We start from the raw sequence: 22,021 nt of genomic DNA, 5'->3' as shown, positions 1-22,021 counted from the left end.
GTAGGATCTTCTCTCGGTGCGTGCTGCGGTTTGCGGTGGCCGCGCCCGATCTAGTTCCTTTCACGCAAACGTCATCACAGGAGTGAATCAAGTGGCATTGACCACGGAAGAAAAGAAGGCCGTTCTCGGCGAGTACGGCTTGCACGAGACCGACACGGGATCGCCCGAAGCTCAGGTGGCAATGCTCACCAAGCGCATCACCGATCTCACCGAGCACCTCAAGACCCACAAGCATGACCACCACTCACGTCGTGGACTGCTCTTGATGGTCGGTCGTCGTCGTCGTCTGCTGAAGTACGTGGCAAAGACTGACGTCGCTCGCTACCGCACGCTCATCGAGCGTCTCGGCCTGCGTCGCTAGATTTTTCTCACGACGCTGATCGAAAGCAACACGGCAGGCTTCGGTTTGCCGAACACTCCGATAGCCGGCGAAGCCACGCATATACTGGGCTTCGCTGGCTTTCGGCGTTAGCTGCCGCAAGGCAGTTTCCGCTGTCGGCGCTATGCACAGTTGTCTTTGTGCAGTGCGCAGTCAGCACACCGTATGCACCAGAGAACGTGGTGTCGGTTGTCGGTAGTGGTTCTCCGGACCGGGCGAGTGCCCGAAAGCTCCGGCGGACTTCGATCGACGGCCGCCCGAACGTCGTGACGTCCCGAAGCAGAAATCGCTCGCATCGCAAGGAGCGTCTGCAATTCAAGAGGGGGACGTCCCTCGGTGCGCAGTTTCCACCAGGAGGGTGGAAACGCCCGCGCGGGTACGGCGAAGACGAGAGGGAAGTGAAGAGAAAAGAATGACAGAGAATTCCGTAGTAGAGGTCGACGAAGGCGTGTTCGAATCCACCGCCGTGATCGACAACGGGTCCTTCGGTACCCGCACCATCCGTTTCGAGACCGGACGCCTTGCTCAGCAGGCCGCCGGCGCCGTCGTCGCTTACCTGGACGACGAGACCATGCTGCTGTCCGCCACGAGCGCCAGCAAGCACCCCAAGGAGCACTTCGACTTCTTCCCCCTGACGGTGGACGTCGAAGAGCGTATGTACGCGGCGGGCCGCATCCCCGGCTCGTTCTTCCGTCGTGAGGGACGCCCCTCCACCGACGCGATCCTGACCTGCCGCCTCATCGACCGGCCGCTGCGCCCGTCGTTCGTCGACGGTCTCCGTAACGAGATCCAGGTCGTCGTCACGGTCATGAGCCTCAACCCGCAGGATCTGTACGACGTCGTGGCCATCAACGCCGCTTCCGCGTCGACGCAGATCGCGGGCCTGCCGTTCTCCGGACCCGTCGGTGGCGTGCGTGTTGCACTCATCGTCTCCGAGGACAACAAGGCCGGCCAGTGGGTTGCATTCCCGACGGTCGATCAGCTCGAGAACGCCGTCTTCGACATGGTCGTCGCCGGCCGCGTCGTCTCCGGTAGCGGTGACAACGCCGACGTCGCGATCATGATGGTCGAGGCCGAGGCCACCGACAACGTCATCGCGAAGATCGCCGACGGCGCTCAGGCACCGACCGAGGCCATCGTCGCCGAGGGCCTCGAGGCCGCCAAGCCGTTCATCGCACGCCTGTGTGCCGCACAGGCAGCGCTGGCATCCAAGGCTGCAAAGCCCACGGGTGACTACCCGGTCTTCCCGGCGTACCAGGACGACGTATTTGCTGCCGTCGAGGCTGCTGCGTCCGAAAAGCTCAATGCCGCACTGACAATCGCCGGCAAGCAGGAACGCGACGACAAGACCGACGAGGTCAAGGTCGAGGTTCTCGAGCAGGTTGCACCGAACTTCGAGGGCCGCGAGAAGGAACTGGGAGCTGCGTTCCGCTCGCTCACCAAGAAGCTGGTTCGCCAGCGCATCCTGCGCGATCAGTTCCGCATCGACGGTCGCGGCGTCACGGACATCCGTTCGCTGTCCGCCGAGGTCGCGATCATCCCGCGCGCACACGGCTCCGCGCTGTTCGAGCGCGGCGAGACCCAGATCCTGGGTGTCACCACTCTCGACATGGTCAAGATGGCTCAGCAGGTCGACTCGCTCGGCCCCGAGACCACCAAGCGCTACATGCATCATTACAACTTCCCGCCGTACTCCACCGGTGAGACGGGTCGCGTCGGTTCGCCGAAGCGTCGCGAAATCGGTCACGGTGCACTTGCCGAGCGCGCTCTCATGCCGGTTCTGCCCAGCGTCGAAGAGTTCCCGTACGCGATTCGCCAGGTCTCCGAGGCTCTGAGCTCCAACGGTTCCACCTCGATGGGCTCGGTGTGTGCTTCCACGCTCGCACTGCTCAACGCCGGTGTGCCGCTGCGTGCTCCGGTTGCCGGTATCGCCATGGGCCTGGTCTCCGACCAGGTCGACGGTGAAACCCGCTACGTCGCTCTGACCGACATCCTCGGCGCCGAAGACGCCTTCGGTGACATGGACTTCAAGGTCGCAGGTACCAAGGACTTCGTCACGGCCCTGCAGCTGGACACGAAGCTCGACGGCATCCCGTCGCAGGTTCTCGCCGGTGCACTCTCGCAGGCGAAGGATGCACGGACCACGATCCTCGAGGTCATGGCGGAAGCCATCGACACCCCGGACGAGATGAGCCCGTTCGCTCCCCGCGTGACGGCCATCAAGGTCCCCGTCGACAAGATCGGTGAGGTCATCGGCCCCAAGGGCAAGATGATCAACTCCATCACCGAGCAGACCGGTGCCAACATCTCCATCGAAGACGACGGCACCGTGTTCGTCGGCGCCACCGATGGACCGTCTGCACAGGCCGCGATCGACATGATCAACGCCATTGCCAACCCGCAGCTCCCCAAGGTCGGCGAGCGGTTCCTGGGCACGGTCGTCAAGACCACCGCCTTCGGTGCCTTCGTTTCGCTCCTGCCGGGACGCGACGGACTGGTGCACATCTCGAAGCTGGGCAGCGGTAAGCGCATTGCCAAGGTCGAAGACGTGGTCAACGTCGGATCCAAGATCCGCGTCGAGATCGCCGACATCGATGCACGTGGCAAGATCTCGCTGATCCCGGTCGAAGAGGGCAACGACGAGGCTGCCGCTCCGGTCGCCGACGAGGCTGCTTCCGAGTAGATCTCACTTCGTACTCTGATGCGGCCCCGCGCGGATTTCCGTGCGGGGCCGCATCTGTACTGTCTGTAGACACGTAGACACGAGCCTGTACGTACCTGTTACAACACTTGCACCGAGGACTGCTGAACCTTTTCATGGCAAAGACCACTCCCAACACCACGCGCAGCCGCAGCGCTGTGCTGAAATCGCCGATCGATGCGACTCCCGAATCCGGAGTGCAGCGCACGGTCCTTCCCGGCGGCCTGCGCGTCGTCACCGAGTTCATTCCCGGTGTGCGTTCTGCCTCCGTCGGTGTGTGGGTCGGGGTCGGCTCCCGAGACGAGCAGCCGAGTGTGGCCGGGGCCGCGCACTTTCTCGAGCACCTGCTGTTCAAGTCGACGCCGTCACGGACTGCGTTGGACATCGCGCAGGTCATGGATGGTGTGGGCGGCGAACTCAATGCATTCACGTCGAAGGAACACACCTGTTTCTACGCGCACGTGATCGACGACGACCTTCCCATGGCGGTGGACCTCGTTGCCGACGTCGTACTGCGCGGGCGTTGCAGAACTGCGGACGTCGATGTCGAGCGCCAAGTAGTGCTCGAAGAGATCGCGATGCGCGACGACGATCCGGAGGATCTGCTCGGCGACGCGTTTCTGACCGCGTTGTTCGGTGATCATCCCGTCGGTCGTCCGATCATCGGCAGCGTCGAATCGATCGAGTCGATGTCGCGCAATCAGTTGCATTCCTTCCATGTTCGGCGTTACACGCCGCAGCGGATGGTGCTGGCCGTAGCGGGCAACGTCGACCACAAGCAGGTTGTGACGCTCGCTCGGCGCGCATTTGCCGGGCACCTCGAGCGTGGAGTCAAGCCGGCGCCGCGGCGCGAGGGCACTTTGCGATTGCGCACGATGCCTGAACTGAGCTTGACCCACCGCGACAGCGAGCAGGTCCATCTTGCGCTGGGAGTACGCGCCTTCGGTCGGCACGAGGGTCATCGCTGGGCGCTGTCGGTTCTCAACGCCGCAGTGGGTGGCGGGCTGAGTTCTCGTCTCTTCCAAGAGATTCGGGAGAAGCGTGGGCTTGCGTACTCCGTCTATTCCGGCGTCGACACCTTCGCGGACACCGGAGCGTTCTCCGTATACGCCGGTTGCCAGCCGGAGAACCTCGGTGAGGTTGCCACAGTGATCCGCGAGGTACTCGCAAACGTTGCGACGGACGGAATCACCGATGCCGAGATCGCCCGCGCCAAGGGATCGCTGCGCGGCGGATTGGTTCTGGCACTGGAAGATTCGGGCTCACGTATGAACCGTATCGGTCGCAGTGAACTGAACTACGGCAACCATCGCAGTGTCGCGCAGACGCTCGCGACCATCGACGCAGTCACCTCCGAAGAGGTGCTCGAGGTGGCGCAGGTGCTCTTGACGAGGCCGTTTGCGGCCGCCGTCGTAGGACCGTACAAGCGTGTTCGTGACCTCCCCGCGTCGGTACGCGGGATCGTGGGTAAGTAGCTCGAACAATCGAAATCGGGGTGTGCAGTTGAAGATCCGTGGTGCAGTGCTCGAAGAGATCGGCCGGGAGCGTCCCTTTGCGGAGTCGACTCCTATTTCGATTTCGGAACTCGATCTCGAATCCCCGGGTCCGGGTGAGATCCTCGTCAAGATCGAAGCTGCGGGGCTTTGTCACTCCGACCTGTCCGTCGTCGACGGGAATCGTGTACGACCCGTACCGATGTTGTTGGGGCACGAGGCAGCTGGTCGGATCCTCGAACTCGGCGAAGGAGTCGATTCACTGTCGGTCGGTACCCGCGTCGTGATGACGTTCCTTCCGCGGTGTGGTGAGTGCGCGGGATGCGCCGCCGACGGCCGGATGCCGTGCACGGTGGGTAGTGCCGCCAACAACGAGGGCAGTTTGCTCGGTGGCGCGCAACGACTGCGACGCTCCGGCGAGAACGTCAAACATCACCTCGGTGTTTCAGGTTTCGCGACGCATGCGGTGGTCAACGCCAAGTCGGTTGTTGCCGTCGACGACGACATCCCGGCCGAGATCGCAGCCGTACTCGGTTGCGCGGTGTTGACGGGAGGGGGAGCGCTGCTCAACGCGGCCAAGCCTCGCCCTGCCGACACGGTGATGGTGGTCGGCTTGGGCGGAGTCGGGATGGCCGCAATCCTGACGGCGCGCGCACTCGGGGTCGAGACCGTCATCGGCGTCGACGCACTGGAGTCGAAGTTGGCCCAGGCCCTGGAACTGGGCGCGACCGAGGTCTTCACACCGTCCGGACTGTCCGAGAGTGGCGTCCGTGCGGACATCGTCGTCGAGGCCGCCGGAAATGCTCGGGCCTTCGAGACTGCGGTGGCTGCGACGGCACCGGGCGGCACGACCGTCACAGTGGGGTTGCCTGCACCTGATGCGCGTTCGTCGATCTCGCCTCTCGGGTTGGTTGCCGAAGCGCGGACCATCATCGGCAGCTACCTCGGATCCGCGGTCCCGGCCCGCGACATCCCGATCTACGCGCAATTGTGGCGGGACGGGAAGCTTCCGGTCGAGAAGCTCATCTCCTCGCGAATCGAACTGGCCGACATCAATTCCGGCATGGACGAACTCGCCGACGGAAAAGCAATCCGACAGGTCATTATCTTCGACGCGGAGTAGGCGCACGTTGCTTTTATGCAGCGGAAATGAGAGGTTTGCGTCCCCGATAGCCTCCCGAGTCGCCGCGGAAAATCGTTACCCCTTGTAACGCTCCTCTCGTACTGGACGACTACTCGAATGACGTTGCGTGACGCCCCGGGGGTCGGTCGTACGTTTTCCAAAAGTTGATTGGGGAGAAGATATGCCGGTTCGTGGGTTCTTTTCGCGACATCGAATACTGGCGGGTGCTGTAGCGCCCGCAGCGCTCGGCGTGGCCGCGTTGGTGGCGGTCGCGGTCGCTGTGGATTCTCCGCAATCACAGACGATCGAGACCGAGTTGACCGCGTCTGTCACCGAGTGTCACGACACGGTCGGGATCGGTGTCGCCGGTCGCGGTGACACTCCGGTCGAGGGCACGACGAAGATGCTCGTTGGTGCCGATGGGAAGACGCTCCTCCCGGCGGCGCTCACAGACGACTACAGCAGCCACTGGGTGGACCCGGTACTCAAGGCGCCTGCCGGTTCGGTCAAGGACGGCTCGTACGCCTCGGTCTACATCGCGTACCCCGCAAACATGGACAGTTACGAAGAGGCCGTGACGACGGGCGCGGACAATACCCGCGCTGTGATGAAGGCAATCAGCGCGGCCTGCCCGAACACGAAGTTCTCGATTGTCGGCTACAGCGAGGGCGCTGACGTCGTGCGCCGCGTCGCGATGGACATCGGCTCGGAGGCGAGTACTTCCGGCATCAATCCGGACAACGTCGTCGGTGTGGTCATCTTCGCCGACGCTGGTCGACTCGCGGGCGAGGGGCCGTTCCCCGGTGCCGAGAACCCGTACTCGAACCCGAATGGTTTCAACGAGAAATATCAGAACGGAAAGAACACCGCTTCCGGATCCGGGGCACTTCCAGGCACCAGCGGAGATTTCGGGGCACTGAAAGGCAAGATTGCCTCGTTCTGCTCTGACGGCGACCTCACTTGCGCAGCCCCCGCGAACATTTCACTCCTGATCCTGGCGGCAAACGTCGGTCGGCAGCTCAACGTCGACCAGTTGCAAGCTCAGAATCTGACGCCCGCCACCGGCATGGATATCGCGGTCGTGATGGGACGTGTGATGTTCGATGCGTTCAACGACATCTCGGGCAATCCCGCCTGGATGCAGAGCGACGAAACCTTCCTCGATGTCTTGCTGAAGGTGTCCGACCCGGCATACAAGCCGAGCGAGCCCACCACCGAGCCAGTCGCAAAGGACTCGGTTTCCACTGAAGAAGTATCACCGTTGGCGTACCTGCCGCAGAAGCTGTTCAAGGAAATCGTCGGCCTCATCGCCACGAACCAGAACACCATCCCCGTAGTCATGAACGATCCGTACGGCCTGACCCTGGGCCCGGATGTCGGTCACCACTTCGACTACTGGCGCGATTCGGATGCTGCAAACGGCAAGCCCCTGACATCAGCGGAGTACGCAGCGGCGTGGCTGACCTATCTGGCCAAGCAGGCGCAGGACGGCAAACCGGTCGATTCGTCGGCGAAGCCGACCGCAGAAGAGATGGCGGATGCAATCGATGCCTTGGCTGCTTCGCCTTCGGTTACGGACTCGGCAAAGCCCACCACAACCACGGTCGCAGCGGTGCAACCCGCACCCGCAGGGTCGGAATCTGCAGCACCGGCACCCGCGGCTCCGACGACGTCAGCCGTTGCTCCGGCCGCGACGCCGAGTGTGACTTCAACCGTGACGCCGTCGACTTCAGTCGAGTCGAGTGCACCGCCCGCCGCTACCACGACAACGGCAACATCAACGACGACACAAGCTGCAGCCGGCTAGCCGAGAGGTTTCCGTTCGTCACACGAATAACGCTGTCACAGGCTGCGATCCGCAATCAGTTGCGGATCGCAGCCTGTTTTGGTGTACGGGTTCCGTACGGCGACTGGTGGTGCTTATCGTGGAAGGAAGGTTTCCGGATCACGAATCGTGGGTTTCACCGTGCACGAGCTGTCTATTGCGCAGAGTGTGGTCGAAGCCGTGTGTGAGCGTGCCGGCGAGCGACGAGTATCGAGCGTGCGGCTGGAAGTCGGACAACTCTGCGCGGTGGTTCCACACTCTCTGTTGTTCTGCTTCGACGTCGTCACTGCGGGTACTCACGCCGAAGGTGCCAGCTTGCACATCGATCAGATTGCAACCAGCGCGCGATGCAAAAGCTGTGGCGTGACGTTCTCGCCGCCCGACATGTTCTTGTTGTGCGGGTGCGGCAGTGCTGATGTCGAGGTGCTTGCCGGCCGAGAGCTGCGGATCCTCTCGATGGAAGTGAGCTGAGATATGTGCGCGACGTGTGGGTGCGGGGACACCGCGGGACCGCGGGTGTCGGTGGTCGAAGAGGGACAGCACGAGCAGGAAGACGGTCACGAGCAGGAACACGGTCACGGTCACGGGCACGGGCATGACCATCAGCACGGTCACTCGGAGCACACTGTGCTTCTCGAGCAGCAGGTGCTTGCCAAGAACGACGGCATTGCACTGCACAATCGTGAGTGGATGCGGGTCCGCGGAATCACAGCACTCAACATCATGAGTTCGCCCGGCGCGGGTAAGACGACGTTGCTGGCACGAACGATCCGGGAACTGACACGGGAACGACCTATCGCAGTGATCGAAGGTGACCAGGAAACCCGGCTCGACGCCGAGCGGATTCACGAAACCGGTGCGTCGGTGGTCCAGGTGAACACCGGGGCCGGATGTCATCTCGATGCCGAGATGATCGATCACGCACTACGGGCTTTGGATCCGCCAGACGGCTCGCTGCTTCTGATCGAAAACGTCGGAAACCTGGTGTGCCCCGCGCTCTTCGACCTGGGCGAGGAAGGCAAGGTTGTCCTAATTTCGACGCCGGAGGGGGTCGACAAGCCGAAAAAGTACCCGCACATCTTTGCCGTCGCGGATCTCGTGGTGATCAACAAGATCGACTTGCTCCCGTACGTCGAGTTCGACGTCGATGCCTGCATCGCGCAAGCAAGAATGCTCAATCCTGCTGTGCGCGTAGTTGTTCTGTCCGCCACGACAGGTGAGGGCATGGACGAGTGGTACGAGTGGATCGGTAGTCGTTCGGCGATTTCTCCGGTGGCCGTTGACAACTGATCTGCTCGGGTAGTTAATGAAATGAGTGGGTGCCACGCAAGTGGGCCGAGGTTCGACTCCGGTGGCGTCAGCGTTTCGGTGCCGCGGTGTTTCGAGACCACAGCGAGGCCACAGAGTTTTGAGGCCCCAGCGTGTCAGGCCGGTGGCGGCGCCGAGAATCAGGCGCAAGTGCACCCGTGAAAGCGGCTGACATGGACACACAAAAATCGACTGCTGGCACCACGGCGGAACCTGCCTCCGCTGTAACCCCCCAAAGCGCAGCAGCCAAAGCGGAAGAAACGCTGATTCACGTGCTGTGGATCAATGCCGGTCTCAGTTGCGACGGTGATTCGGTGGCACTGACTGCCGCTACGCAACCCAGTATCGAGGAGATCGCACTCGGTGCGTTGCCTGGCCTGCCTCAGGTAGCGGTCCATTGGCCGCTCATCGACTTCGAATGCGGACCGCAGGGTGGAGCCGACGATTTCCTGGAATGGTTCTGGAAAGCTGACCGGGGAGAATTGGAACCCTTCGTTCTCGTCGTCGAAGGATCTATACCGAACGAGAAACTCCACGACGAAGGGTACTGGTGTGGCTTCGGGAACAATCGCGAAACCGGCCAACCGGTCACCACGAGCGAGTGGCTCGACAAGCTGGCACCGAAAGCCACTGCGGTAGTCGCGGTCGGCACGTGCGCAACCTACGGCGGCATACATGCGATGGCCGGCAATCCGACCGGTGCTATGGGAGTGCCGGACTATCTCGGGTGGACCTGGAAATCGAAGGCGGGCATCCCGATCGTGTGCGTTCCCGGGTGTCCCATCCAGCCGGACAACCTCTCCGAGACCCTGACTTACCTTCTGTACATGGCCACTGATCAGGCGCCGATGATTCCCTTGGACGAATCCCTGCGCCCGCAGTGGCTTTTCGGTGCCACCGTTCACGAGGGCTGTGACCGTGGCGGGTACTACGAGCAGGGCGAGTTCGCGACGGAGTACGGGTCACCGAAGTGCATCGTCAAGCTGGGGTGTTGGGGACCGGTCGTGAAATGCAATGTCCCCAAACGCGGTTGGATCAACGGAGTCGGCGGATGTCCTAATGTCGGCGGGATCTGTATCGGTTGCACGATGCCGGGATTCCCGGACAAATTCATGCCGTTCATGGATGAACCACCTGGCGGCAAACTCTCCACCAATGCGGTGGGAATGTACGGGTCCGTGATCCACAGTCTGCGCCGGATCACCGGTCACACGTTGGACAAGGAACCGCACTGGCGCGAGCGCGGGTCGAAGTTGCTCACCGGTGCGACACGTACGTGGTGACCGACCGGATACATTCAAATCAGTTCGTGAGCAACGTCTCTGGGAGGCACTGCAATGACGGCCATCGTTCCCGAACCCACCTCGACTGCGGACCGCGACGGTCTTGTCGAGATGGCGTGGGACCCCATCACCCGAATCGTCGGCAGTCTGGGTATCTACACAAAGATCGACTTCGCCAATCGCGAAGTGGTGGAGTGCCACAGCACGTCGTCGATCTTTCGTGGGTATTCCCTGTTCATGAAGGGGAAGGACCCGCGCGACGCGCATTTCATCACCAGTCGTATCTGCGGCATCTGCGGTGACAACCACGCCACATGCTCGTGCTACGCACAGAACATGGCGTACGGTGTCAAGCCGCCGCATCTGGGAGAGTGGATCGTCAATCTCGGCGAGGCGGCCGAGTACATGTTCGACCACAACATTTTTCAAGAGAATCTGGTCGCGGTCGACTACTGCGAGAAGATGGTCTCCGAGACGAATCCAGGGGTGCTGGCGCAGGCAGAGAACACGCGCTGTCCGCACGAGGACCAGCATGGTTATCGCACGATCGCCGACATCATGCGGACTCTCAATCCGTTCACGGGCGAGTTCTATCGGGAGGCGTTGCAAGTCTCGCGTTCGACCCGTGAAATGTTCTGCCTGATGGAGGGCAGGCACGTCCACCCGTCGACGCTCTATCCCGGTGGCGTGGGCACGGTCGCGACGATCGAACTGATGACGGACTACCTGTCGCGGCTGATGCGGTACGTCGAATTCATGAAGAAGGTCGTGCCGATGCACGACGACCTGTTCGACTTCTTCTACGAGGCGCTGCCTGGTTACGAAAAGGTCGGTCTGCGACGGACCCTGCTGGGTTGTTGGGGATCGTTCCAAGACCCCGAATACTGCAATTTCTCGTACAAGGACATGACCGACTGGGGCCGGAAGATGTTCGTCACTCCGGGCGTCGTGGTCGACGGGAAGTTGGTCACCACAGACCTGGTGGACATCAATCTCGGTATCCGAATCATGCTGGGCTCCTCGTATTACGAGGACTGGAGTGATCAGGAGATGTTCGTCGAAACCGATCCGCTGGGTAATCCGGTCGATCGCCGGCACCCGTGGAATCAACACACCAACCCACATCCGCAGAAGCGGAACCTCGAGGACAAGTACAGCTGGGTGATGTCACCGCGATGGTTCGACGGAAAAGACAACCTCGCTCTGGACACCGGCGGGGGAGCGTTGGCTCGTCTGTGGAGCACCGCTCTTGCCGGCCTGGTCGACATCGGGTACCTCGAGTCGACTGGACACAGCGTGAAGATCAATCTTCCGAAGACAGCGTTGAAAGGTCCGGTCTCGCTCGAGTGGAAGATACCGGAACACGGCAGCAATACTCTCGAAAGAAACCGTGCGCGAACCTATTTCCAGGCGTACGCAGCCGCGGCTGCCCTTCATTTCGCCGAGAAGGCGCTTGTCGAGATCCGGGCCGGCCGGACCAAGACGTGGGAGTCGTTCGAGGTCCCGGACGAGGGCATCGGATGCGGATTCACCGAAGCCGTCCGCGGAGTTCTCTCTCATCACATGGTGATACGTGACGGGAAGATCGCGAACTATCACCCGTACCCGCCGACTCCGTGGAACGCGAGCCCGCGCGACAGTTACGGAACTCCCGGTCCGTACGAGGACGCTGTGCAGGGTCAGCCGATCTTCGAGGAGAACGATCGAGACCACTTCAAGGGCATCGACATCATGCGGACGGTGCGTAGTTTCGATCCCTGCCTGCCGTGCGGGGTTCACATGTATCTCGGCGGGGGCAAGACCCTGGAGAAGCTGCACTCGCCGACGCAGTCCGTGACCGGGGAGTGATCGATGGAGCAAACGGCCGACTACTGGCGCGGAGCAGGTGAGCGCATCGAGACGTTGTTGCAGGCCAGTGCTGGTGCGGGACCGGTGGCTCGCGATCGCGCCGAGCAACTGGTGCGTGAGGTCGTGCAGTTGTACGGCGCAGCGCTCGAACGCACCGTCGCGCTGGCGGATCCGGCCACGATGGATGCGATGGTTCGCGACGATCTGGTGTCGAGCCTGCTACTCGTGCACGGACTTCACCCGCACGACGTCGAGACCCGCGTACGCGCTGCGCTCGACAGCGTGCGTCCGTACCTCGGCTCGCACGGCGGCGACGTCGAACTGATCGAGGTGGCGAACGGAGTCGTGCGGCTACGTCTGCTCGGAAGCTGCAACAGTTGTCCTTCGTCGTCGGTGACTCTCGAAACCGCGGTCCAGGACGCGGTGCAGGCTGCGGCACCCGAGACCACCGGAATCGACGTCGAAACACCGGACCCGCACGAGCTGAAGTCGGGTGTGATCTCGGTCGAGTCCCTGTTCTCGCACGTACACGCCGACGGGGGAGGTGCGCACTGGGTGGAGGTCCCCGAATTCGCCGAAGTCGACGCGGGTGAGGTCGCGGGCTTCCTGGTATCGGGTACCGAACTGTTGGTCTGCCGCTCCGGTGACGATCTGTACGCGTATCGCGACCGTTGTCCCGTCTGCGACCACTCGATGGCGGGGTCTGTGCTCGAACGCATGATGGGCGTTCCTGCCCGAGACGCCGCCGTTCTTACCTGTCCGACGTGCTCTGCCCACTTCAGCGTGTACGGAGCGGGAGCGAGGGTTGGTGGTGGTTCGGAGCACCTGGCGCCGCTGCCGGTGTTGATCCGCGACGGAGTTCTCTCGGTCGCGCTCGCCGACGATTCCGTGTTGCCGGTGACCTAGCCGTGAACGAAGACCGGTCATGAAAGTCACCCTGTCATGAAAACTACTGTGGGAGAAGTACTCACACGAATCGCCTCGGCGCGCGTCATGCCGACCGGGCCGCTGTGTGAGATGTGCGCGACGGGCATAGGTGACGAACACCAACACGTTGTGGACGTACAGGTTCGGAGCCTGATGTGCGTGTGCCGTCCCTGCTATCTGCTCTTTTCGCCGGTCGACGCGGATCTTCGATACAAAGCGGTTCCCGATCGGTATCTCGAGTTTCCGGACTTCGAGCTGGCGCCGGGCCGTTGGGAGTCTTTGGAAATCCCCGTCGGCCTCGCATTCTTCTTTCGAAACTCGCTTCTCGACAAGTACATAGTCTTCTATCCGGGACCTGCCGGAGCTACCGAATCCGAGCTGCCGATCGACTCCTTCGAGACAGTGCTCGACGAGAATCCGGGGCTCTCGCAGATGCGGGCCGACGTCGAGGCGTTGATCGTCTCCGTGCCCACGTCAGGACAATCGCCGCGATGTTTCGTTGTTCCCGTCGACGCCTGTTACGAACTGGTGGGACGGCTGCGCACCGTGTGGCGCGGATTCGACGGTGGCCAGGATGCCGCGCGCGCAGTGGACGAATTCTTTGCTCGCGTCGAGGCACGAAGCAGGTCGGCATGACTTCTCTCGACTTCTCGGTCGACAACGTGGAGGTGGAACCGTACGCGGTCACGCCGAATCTGACGGTGCGATTGAGGATGTCGGAGACGACCGGCGTGACCGTTCGTGCGGTGGCCCTGCGCGCACAAGTTCGAATCGAACCGCACCGCCGGCCGTACTCCGATGCGGAAGGCGAAGCCCTGCACGATCTCTTCGGTCCGCGGGAGCGTTGGTCGAGCACGCTGCGCACCTTCTTGTGGATGGAGTGTTCCACGGTCGTTCAAGGATTCACGGGAGCAACGGTCGCGGCCTTACCCATGGCGTGTACGTACGACTTCTCGGTGACGGCGTCGAAGTACATGCATGGCCTCCGTGACGGAATCATTCCGATCGTGCTTTTGCTGAGCGGCACGGTATTCACTGACGGACCGCGTGGTTTCTCGGTGCAGCAGATCCCGTGGGACAGATCTGCTGCCTACGAATTGCCGGTCGACGTGTGGAAACTGCTGATGGCCACGCATTATCCGGCCTCCGGCTGGGTACGCCTCGACCATGAGACGATTGCCGATCTCGTGCGATTCAAGGCTGCCCACGGCCTCACGGACCTCGATTCAGCCGTGCGGCAGTTGCTGACGGCGAGCCAGGTGCAGCGATGACTCGAGCGGAGATCGATCACGACGTTCGGGCCGTGGCCGACGCTGTCCTCTACGAGGGCTACCTTCTCTATCCTTACCGGGCCGGTTCGGCGAAGAATCAATCCCGTTGGCAGTTCGGCGTTCTCGGACCGCCCGGCGCCGCCGAGGTCGGAGTCGGGGAGGAACCGTCGATGTCCGCGCAATGTCTGCTCGGCGAATTCGAGCGGAGCGGCGTCGAAGTGACTGCGACTGTGAGGTTTCTGCACCACCAGTCGCGGACGGTTGAACGACTCGGCGCCGGCGGCGCGTGGATTCCGGTCGATCGGTTGGTAGTCGACGGGTGCGAGTCGATCTCGTGGGACGAAGCGACCGAATCCGAGTCGGCATTGGGCCCGTGGGGTCTGGACGAACTCGAAGCCGGCGTCGAAGAAACCTTCTGTGCGGCGGGAGTTGTCGACGGCGAGACTCTCTCGGACTCTCGGGGCAGAGTGGTCGGGCGGATCGTCCGGACACGGCTTCCGGTGAATGGTCGCGTGGCAGTGAGCGCCTCACCCGGAGGTGGACGCACGGTGATGTCCGTGAAGGTCATGAACACCACGAGCATCGACGCGAGGGACAAGGGCACCGCCACGGCGCAGTCGATGCTCGGCACTCACGTCATTCTGAACTGCACAGGCTCGAGATTCCTGTCGTTGTTCGAAGAAACCGATCATTCGGAGCCGCTGCGGCAAAATCGCTGTTATCCCGTGCTTGCGGGTATAGCGGACTCCACTCACCCTGGCACTTCGGCCACCGTTCTGGTGTCACCGATCATCCTGTACGACTTCCCCGAGATTGCGCCGCAGAGCGAAGGATCTCTGTTCGACTCGACGGAGATCGACGAAATACTCACGCTGAGAATCCTTGCCATGACCGACGAGGAAAAAGCGGTGGCGCGGGCTACCGATTCCAAAGCTGCCGACATCATCGACCGGTGTGAGCGCTTGACGGACGACGATCTGGCCGGCTTGCACGGTGTGCTGCGAGATCCGCATGCCGGTTCTGATCTCGTACCCGAGGTGCCTGACGGCGTGGACTGGTGGACCCCGGAAGCCGACACCAGTGTTCAACCGCGCACCGACGCAGTTTTGATCAACGGCGTCCGCGTCTGTGGTGGAAGTACAGTTCGGCTTCACCCCTCGCGTCGCGCTGATGCTCAGGACCTGTTCTTCGACGGCCGGATCGCCCACGTCGCCACCATTCATGAAGACGTGGACGGCGACATTCATGTTGGGGTGACACTCTTGGACGATCCGGCCGCCGATCTGCACAACTGGTACGGCCGCTATCTGTACTTCGCGCCGGAGGAGATAGAACCGATGCCGCCAGACAGCGCGAGTTGACGTACTTCACAGCTATCGGACTTCACAGCTATCGAGAGGAGAACTCGCCATGAGGAGCATGGGATTGCTGTCGACGGCACTTCTCGGCGCCACCGCGATCGCAGCCGCGATCGTCCTGGTGGTGTCGATGCCGGACATCCAGCGGTATCTGAGAATGCGAAAGATGTAAAGCGCTGTGCGCGTGCTGATTGCAGGCGTCGGAAACATATTTCTCGAAGACGACGGATTCGGTCCCGAAGTCGTTCGGGCGCTGCAGCACGAGGATCTTCCGTCGGAAACCCGTCTGGTCGACTACGGGATTCGCGGCGTGCATCTGGCGTACGACTTGTTGGAGCCGTGGGACGCACTGGTGCTGATCGACGCCCTACCGGCCACCGGGGTCCCGGGGAAGCTCTCGATCATCGAGGTGGACCCCGAAAGTGAAGGCCCGCAAGGTGGTTTCGACGCTCACTCGATGCATCCGAGTTCGGTGTTCGCCAGCTTGCAGGCCCTCGGCGGAACACTTCCGCGGACGTTCGTGGTGGGGGCGCACGCGAAATCGATTGGTGACGGGATCGGATTGAGTGCGGAGATGAGCGGTTCGGTCGGGCAAGCCGCATCTGCGGTGATGGCACTCGTGAGGTCGATCAACGTGGATTGCGATGTCACCACATTGGGACCGGAGGTGTGAGTCATGTGTCTGGGAATCCCGGGACGAGTCCGCGAACTACTGGACGGGTACGGCGGTCAACTCGCCCTCGTCGACGTGGAAGGTGCTCCGCGCAAAGTCAACATCGGGATGCTCGACGAAGGCGCCGTCACCGCAGGGGACTGGGTGGTGATCCACATGGGCTTCGCAGTGGAAAAGGTCTACGAACAGGGAGCGCACCGTGCCCGGACCGGCCTCGAACTGATGGGCCGAGGTCAAGCCAGTGAGATCGACGACTCCGATACTCGTACGGGCGAGGTCGGGACATGATGATCGCCTGCCGTGTCATCGTTCGTGGCGTAGTCCAGGGGGTGGGATTCCGGCCGTTCGTTCATGCGACTGCCACCGAACTGGGACTGTCGGGTTCGGTGGGAAATTCTGCTCTCGGTGTCGTGATCGAGGTCGAAGGCGACGGAGAGGCAATCGATGCATTTGTCGTTCGAATGCGACACAGCCCCCCACCGCTGGCACGAGTGGAGTCGATCGAGCGTGAGGACTTGCCGCCGGTAGGTCGTCAGGGGTTCTGCATAATCGAGACGGATGCGGGGTCGGTCGGGCGAACCTTGGCGCCGGCTGACGTCGGAATCTGCGACGACTGCCTCCGCGAACTGACTGATCCGAGCGATCGGCGATTTCGTCATCCCTTCATCACCTGCACCAATTGTGGTCCACGATTCACGATCATCGAGTCGCTGCCCTACGACCGGGCCGCCACGACGATGAAGCGATTCCCGTTATGCGCACACTGTGCGGTGGAGTACGCGGATCCCTCCGACCGCCGATTTCACGCGCAACCGATTGCCTGTCCGGAGTGCGGCCCGACGCTCTCGTTCGTGAAAGAGGATATGCCTGCGGTGACCGGCGAGGCTGCACTCCTGGCCGCCCGATCGCTGCTACGAGACGGAAAGATTCTTGCTGTCAAGGGAATTGGTGGATTCCATCTGGCTTGTGATGCCCGCGACGATCACGCGGTTCACCAGTTGCGTGAGCGCAAGCGTCGAGCAAGCAAGCCGTTGGCGGTGATGGTGCGCGACATGCGCGAAGCCAGAGCGCAGGGTCTTGTCTGCGATGCCGAGGCCGGTGCCATGTCCTCACGCGAACGCCCGATAGTGCTGGTGGCCAAAGCGTCTGGATTCGCGCTTTCGCCCTCGGTTGCCCCAGGAATCCCGGACATCGGAATCATGCTGGCCTACAATCCGATTCAGCATCTTCTTCTCGGCTTGCCTGGGGACGCTGCAGGCCCGGCGGTGTTGGTGATGACGTCGGCGAACATCGGTGGAGAGCCTATTCTGTTCTCCGACAGCGATCTCGCACGACTGGATTGTCTGGCCGACGGGGTATTGACCCACAACCGTCCGATCTTGATGCCGTGTGACGACTCGGTGATGCGAATAGTGGACCGTGGACGGCAGTTGCTTCGTCGCTCGCGCGGATACGCACCGCTGCCCGTCGCCGCGCCGTTCGACTTACCGCCCACCTTGGCGGTCGGGGCCGACCTGAAGAACACCTTCTGTCTCGCCGAGGGTGCCTGTGTGTGGCCGAGCCAGCACATCGGAGACATGGGCGACCTCGCAGTCATCGACAGTTTTGCTGCCTCGGAGCGTCACTTCGAATCGATCACGGGAGTAGTGCCTCAGCAGATCGCCTGTGACGAACATCCGCGGTATCGCTCGTCCTCGTGGGCTCGAAGGCGTAGCGGCGACCGACCGGTGCGCGTCGTCGGGCATCACCATGCACATGTGGCTTCCGTGATGGGGGAGAACGGCCGGGACGGGAGCGAACCCGTACTCGGAATGGCGTTCGACGGCACCGGCTACGGGGCGGACGGCGCAGTGTGGGGAGGGGAAATGCTGCTGGCGACGTACAAGGGCTGTCGCAGGCTTGCCCATCTGGAATACGTACCGCTGCCCGGTGGTGATGCCGGAGTGGAACGACCGTACCGAATGGCGCTCGCTCACCTGTGGCACGCCGGGTTGGATTGGGACGTCGACCTCGCGTCGGTTGCGGCCTGTCCGCCCCGAGAGCGGTCGGTTCTACTTCACCAGTTGGAAACCGGTTTCGGGTGTGTGGACACCTCCAGCATGGGGCGGTTGTTCGACGCAGTCTCATCGCTGGCCGGGGTTCGACAGTGTGTCGACTACGAAGCGCAGGCCGCAATCGAGCTGGAGGGGATTTCGAGGGGAGTCGACAGCGCCGGTTCGCGGTACACCTTCGACTGGATGCAGTCGGACGACGATTCGTGGACAGCCGATCCGCGGTCGGTCATTCGGGCTGTCGTCGGCGATCTCCGGGCGAAGGTGCCCGCCGACGTGATCGGCGCCCGTTTTCACGAATCAGTAGCGCACCTGGTGCTCGAGTGGGCAATTCGTGGTCGGGAAATGGCGGGAGTGGACGAGGTAGTACTCACCGGAGGTGTCTTCCAGAACCCTCTCCTGCTCGTCCGGGTGTGTGCCCTGCTCGGAGAAGCGGGATTCACGCCGTTGACAGGACTGGAATTACCACCGAACGACGGCGGTCTCGCCTACGGCCAAGTGCTGGTCGGGAGTTCGTCATGAGGTCAGGAGTTGTGTCATGTGCCTAGCCGTACCAGGACGTATCGAGTCCTTGGAGGAACGCGACGGAACGACGATGTCGGTGGTGAACTTCGGTGGCGTCCGAAAAGAGGTGTGCCTCGAGTACATTCCTGGCGCCCGAGTCGGCGAGTACGTCGTGGTACACGTCGGATTCGCCATCCAGCGACTCGACGAGGAATCCGCTCGCAGCACGCTGGCGGAATTCGAGCACCTCGGCGTACTCGACGAGGAATTCGGTGACGGGTTCGAAAGGGCTGCCCGGGCCGCGGGGATCGAACCGAAGGAGACGGAATCATGAAGTATCTGGACGAGTTCTCCGATCCGGAACTGGCCGGCAAACTGCTGGATCAGATCCGCGCGCTGGCCACACGGCGATGGGCGATCATGGAAGTGTGTGGTGGTCAGACACATTCGATCATCAGACACGGCATCGATCAACTACTTCCGCAACAGATCGAGATGATTCACGGACCAGGATGCCCGGTCTGTGTCACCCCGCTCGAGATCATCGACAAAGCTCTCGAAATCGCGGCAAGACCCGATGTCATTTTCTGCTCCTTCGGGGACATGTTGCGAGTCCCGGGGAGTTCTTCGGATCTGTTCCGGATCAAGAGTGCCGGCGGCGACGTGCGCGTCGTGTACTCACCGTTGGATGCGCTGACCATTGCCAAGGAGAACCCGGACCGGCAAGTGGTGTTCTTCGGGATCGGATTCGAGACCACCGCGCCGGCCAACGCCATGACCGTCTATCAGGCCAATCGCCTGGGCATCGAGAACTTCTCGCTACTCGTCTCGCACGTTCTCGTCCCACCGGCGATGGCCGCGATCATGGACTCGCCAGAGTGTCGCGTGCAGGCATTTCTGGCGGCCGGGCATGTGTGCAGTGTGATGGGTACGTCGGAGTACCCGGCGCTCGCCGAGAAGTACAAGGTCCCGATCGTCGTCACCGGATTCGAGCCGCTGGATTTGCTGGAGGGAATCAGAAAGACTGTGCTGCAATTGGAATCGGGTCGATACGAGGTCGAAAATGCCTACGCCCGTGCGGTCACGGCCGAGGGCAACACCGCAGCGAAGGCGATGCTCGAGGACGTGTTCGCGGTGTCGGATCGGACATGGCGCGGCATCGGATCGATTCCGGACAGCGGTTGGCAGCTGGCGCCGAAGTATGCGTATTTCGATGCCGAAGAGCGCTTTTCGGTGACCGATATCCATACCGACGAGTCGAGCGTGTGCCGTTCCGGAGAAGTGTTGCAAGGCTTGATCAAGCCACACGAGTGCAGCGCCTTCGGGAAGGAATGCACTCCGCGGAATCCGCTCGGTGCCACGATGGTCTCGTCCGAGGGGGCGTGCGCTGCGTACTACCTGTACCGGCGCCTGGAACTTCAGGAGGCGGGTCATGCCGGCTGAGGAGACCGCTGTCGTGGACCTGTCGGCATGGGTCTGTCCACTGCCGCTGCGTGATTCGCCGAACATCGTCATGGGGCACGGTGGTGGGGGAGCGATGTCCGCCGAGCTGATCGAGCATCTGTTCCTGCCCTCGTTCGGAAGCGCCGCCGATGCAGAACTCGGCGACTCGGCCGTATTCGACGTCGGCGGGGTGCGGCTCGCCTTCTCGACGGACTCGTACGTCGTGAAACCCATGGTGTTTCCCGGCGGAACGATCGGCGATCTTGCTGTCAACGGAACGGTGAACGACCTGGCGATGGCGGGAGCACAACCTCTGGTGATGTCGACAGCCTTCATTCTCGAAGAAGGGACCGCGCTGACCGACATCGCGGGAATCGCGAAAGCGCTCGGTGAGGCCGCGCACGTTGCCGGCGTTCGGCTGGTGACGGGTGACACGAAGGTCGTCGATGCCGGTCACGGCGACGGAGTCTTCATCAACACCGCGGGAATCGGGATTGTCGCCGATGGGGTGAACATCAACCCCACTCGCGCACAAGTGGGTGACGTCGTGATCGTCAGCGGCGACATCGGCGTTCACGGAGTGGCCGTGATGAGTTGTCGCGAAGGTCTCGAATTCGGGACCGAAGTGCGCAGTGATTGTGCGGCCCTGAACGGCGTGGTTGCCGACATGATTGCCACCGGCGTCGACATCCACGTCCTGCGCGACCCTACGCGGGGAGGAGTCGCGGCGACCCTGAACGAGATCGCTCAGGCGTCGAACATCGGGGTTGCACTGGTGGAACGAGATCTGCCGATTCCCGCTGACGTGCGCGACGCCTGTGGGCTACTCGGTTTGGATCCGTTGTACGTTGCCAACGAGGGCAAGTTGATCGCCTTCGTTCCGCGAGACGATGCCGACCGAATTCTGGAAGCGATGCGCGGCAATTCACTGAGTGTGGGAGCCGCCGTGATCGGGGAGTGCGTGGCCGAACATCGCGGAATGGTGGTGGCGCGCACGGCATTGGGAGGCAATCGGGTAGTGGATTTGCCTGCAGGTGAACAACTTCCGCGGATCTGCTGATGACTGCCGTCGGTATCAACGGGCCGGCGTTGTTTGCTCGTTACGCATATCCGCCGAACGAGTTGGGTTACTGCGGACCCGAGGATCCTTCAACGCTGCTCCGCCAGGCCCTTGGTGGCTCGGGCAGCGGCGACCGTGATCGCGCTCGTCAATTCGACGGTGCGTGGCCGTACCTCGAGGCATTGGCCGTAGGTGCCGGCATCGAGGATCCTCTCGATCCGCGGGTGATCGAAGCCTATTGGGTAGGGAGTGATCTCCTCGACTCGCTCGATTCGGCGACGTTGTTGCAGCACTTGAGGACGGCATTCGGTGAACGCGAGAACACCGGGTTTCTCACCGCTCTCGAGGATCGGGACCGCGCGCTCGCACACCACAGTTTCCACGTTTTTCTGGTGTATCCGTGGGTCAAGCTTCTTCGCAAGCGCGGTGCGGTCCCATTGTCCGTTCTCCAGAACTGTCGGATCAGATGCGGAGTGGTCGAGGACGTGAGCCAGGAGCACGCGTCGGTGGTTTCGTCCCCGCTCGAGTTCGACGGTCAGCAACTCGCACGCGGGACGCCGGTGTCGCAGCGAGTGAGATGGAGCGTCGGCGGCCGCTCACTCGCGCCGCCGCCCGTTCCGGGCGCCGTGGTGACGATGCACTGGGATTGGCTGTGCGACAGCATCACTGCAGAGCAGGCACTGGCCTTGGATGCCGCGGAGGACTCCGCACTGCGGATCGCGAACCAGATGTTGTCGACCGATATGTGATCGTCAGTTCCCCTCCAGGACGGAG

The 22,021-nt window shown here is 62.3% G+C and carries 20 protein-coding genes; all 20 read left to right on the top strand.

What is annotated here, in order from left to right; all coding sequences use genetic code 11:
- The first annotated feature begins 91 nt into the window (after positions 1-91).
- The 20 genes from rpsO (at position 92) to G8767_RS05910 (ending at position 21,996) form a co-directional block, all read left to right on the top strand.
- Complete coding sequence (gene rpsO, locus G8767_RS06005) at positions 92-361, top strand: 30S ribosomal protein S15 (protein ID WP_007735061.1); 270 nt, start codon at positions 92-94, stop codon at positions 359-361.
- 430 nt (positions 362-791) lie between these two features.
- Positions 792-3,062, top strand: a complete 2,271-nt coding sequence (locus G8767_RS06000; protein WP_166809613.1) for a polyribonucleotide nucleotidyltransferase — start codon at positions 792-794, stop codon at positions 3,060-3,062.
- A 134-nt stretch (positions 3,063-3,196) separates the two neighbouring features.
- Entirely contained in the window at positions 3,197-4,555 is a 1,359-nt protein-coding gene (locus G8767_RS05995; RefSeq protein ID WP_003942169.1) for a pitrilysin family protein, read from the top strand.
- 28 nt (positions 4,556-4,583) lie between these two features.
- A complete protein-coding gene (locus G8767_RS05990; protein ID WP_206029038.1) occupies positions 4,584-5,696 on the top strand; it encodes an alcohol dehydrogenase catalytic domain-containing protein in 1,113 nt (370 codons plus the stop codon).
- Positions 5,697-5,877: 181 nt separating this feature from the next.
- A complete protein-coding gene (locus G8767_RS05985; RefSeq protein ID WP_166809611.1) occupies positions 5,878-7,503 on the top strand; it encodes a cutinase family protein in 1,626 nt (541 codons plus the stop codon).
- 159 nt (positions 7,504-7,662) lie between these two features.
- Entirely contained in the window at positions 7,663-7,992 is a 330-nt protein-coding gene (hypA, locus tag G8767_RS05980) for a hydrogenase maturation nickel metallochaperone HypA (RefSeq protein WP_095970748.1), read from the top strand.
- A 3-nt stretch (positions 7,993-7,995) separates the two neighbouring features.
- A complete protein-coding gene (gene hypB / locus G8767_RS05975) occupies positions 7,996-8,811 on the top strand; it encodes a hydrogenase nickel incorporation protein HypB (protein ID WP_166809610.1) in 816 nt (271 codons plus the stop codon).
- Positions 8,812-9,002: 191 nt separating this feature from the next.
- Entirely contained in the window at positions 9,003-10,112 is a 1,110-nt protein-coding gene (locus G8767_RS05970) for a hydrogenase expression protein HypE (RefSeq protein WP_235172061.1), read from the top strand.
- Between the two features lie 54 nt (positions 10,113-10,166).
- Positions 10,167-11,960: a nickel-dependent hydrogenase large subunit gene (locus tag G8767_RS05965; protein WP_124566238.1), complete on the top strand. Its 1,794-nt coding sequence runs from the start codon at positions 10,167-10,169 to the stop codon at positions 11,958-11,960.
- Between the two features lie 3 nt (positions 11,961-11,963).
- The gene (locus tag G8767_RS05960) at positions 11,964-12,866 is read left to right on the top strand and encodes a NifU family protein (RefSeq protein ID WP_095970644.1); all 903 of its coding nucleotides are present in this window, start codon (positions 11,964-11,966) and stop codon (positions 12,864-12,866) included.
- A 36-nt stretch (positions 12,867-12,902) separates the two neighbouring features.
- Entirely contained in the window at positions 12,903-13,523 is a 621-nt protein-coding gene (locus tag G8767_RS05955; RefSeq protein ID WP_166809609.1) for a DUF5947 family protein, read from the top strand.
- Positions 13,520-14,158, top strand: a complete 639-nt coding sequence (locus tag G8767_RS05950; RefSeq protein WP_124566237.1) for a DUF6084 family protein — start codon at positions 13,520-13,522, stop codon at positions 14,156-14,158. Before G8767_RS05955 ends, G8767_RS05950 begins: the two co-directional genes overlap by 4 nt.
- Positions 14,155-15,519, top strand: a complete 1,365-nt coding sequence (locus G8767_RS05945) for a hypothetical protein (protein ID WP_166809608.1) — start codon at positions 14,155-14,157, stop codon at positions 15,517-15,519. Before G8767_RS05950 ends, G8767_RS05945 begins: the two co-directional genes overlap by 4 nt.
- Positions 15,520-15,694: 175 nt before the next feature.
- Positions 15,695-16,189, top strand: a complete 495-nt coding sequence (locus G8767_RS05940; protein ID WP_166809607.1) for a hydrogenase maturation protease — start codon at positions 15,695-15,697, stop codon at positions 16,187-16,189.
- 3 nt (positions 16,190-16,192) lie between these two features.
- Complete coding sequence (locus tag G8767_RS05935) at positions 16,193-16,477, top strand: HypC/HybG/HupF family hydrogenase formation chaperone (protein WP_166809606.1); 285 nt, start codon at positions 16,193-16,195, stop codon at positions 16,475-16,477.
- Positions 16,474-18,762 carry a carbamoyltransferase HypF gene (hypF, locus tag G8767_RS05930; RefSeq protein WP_166809605.1) on the top strand — a complete coding sequence of 763 codons (2,289 nt, stop codon included), beginning with the start codon at positions 16,474-16,476 and terminating at the stop codon, positions 18,760-18,762. Before G8767_RS05935 ends, hypF begins: the two co-directional genes overlap by 4 nt.
- Positions 18,763-18,778: 16 nt before the next feature.
- Positions 18,779-19,078, top strand: coding sequence for a HypC/HybG/HupF family hydrogenase formation chaperone (locus G8767_RS05925; protein ID WP_095970637.1), 300 nt, complete (start codon positions 18,779-18,781; stop codon positions 19,076-19,078).
- Positions 19,075-20,187, top strand: a complete 1,113-nt coding sequence (gene hypD / locus G8767_RS05920) for a hydrogenase formation protein HypD (RefSeq protein WP_166809604.1) — start codon at positions 19,075-19,077, stop codon at positions 20,185-20,187. Before G8767_RS05925 ends, hypD begins: the two co-directional genes overlap by 4 nt.
- Positions 20,177-21,247, top strand: a complete 1,071-nt coding sequence (hypE, locus tag G8767_RS05915) for a hydrogenase expression/formation protein HypE (RefSeq protein ID WP_095970635.1) — start codon at positions 20,177-20,179, stop codon at positions 21,245-21,247. The genes hypD and hypE overlap by 11 nt, the downstream gene beginning before the upstream one ends.
- The gene (locus G8767_RS05910) at positions 21,247-21,996 is read left to right on the top strand and encodes a DUF6390 family protein (protein ID WP_166809603.1); all 750 of its coding nucleotides are present in this window, start codon (positions 21,247-21,249) and stop codon (positions 21,994-21,996) included. Before hypE ends, G8767_RS05910 begins: the two co-directional genes overlap by 1 nt.
- The last annotated feature ends 25 nt before the right edge of the window (positions 21,997-22,021 follow it).

The organism is Rhodococcus sp. IC4_135 (genome assembly GCF_011602025.1).
Lineage (GTDB): Bacteria > Actinomycetota > Actinomycetes > Mycobacteriales > Mycobacteriaceae > Rhodococcus_F > Rhodococcus_F baikonurensis.
The sequence above is the reverse complement of the archived record's forward strand: the minus strand, read 5'-3'. Positions and strand labels throughout refer to the sequence as shown.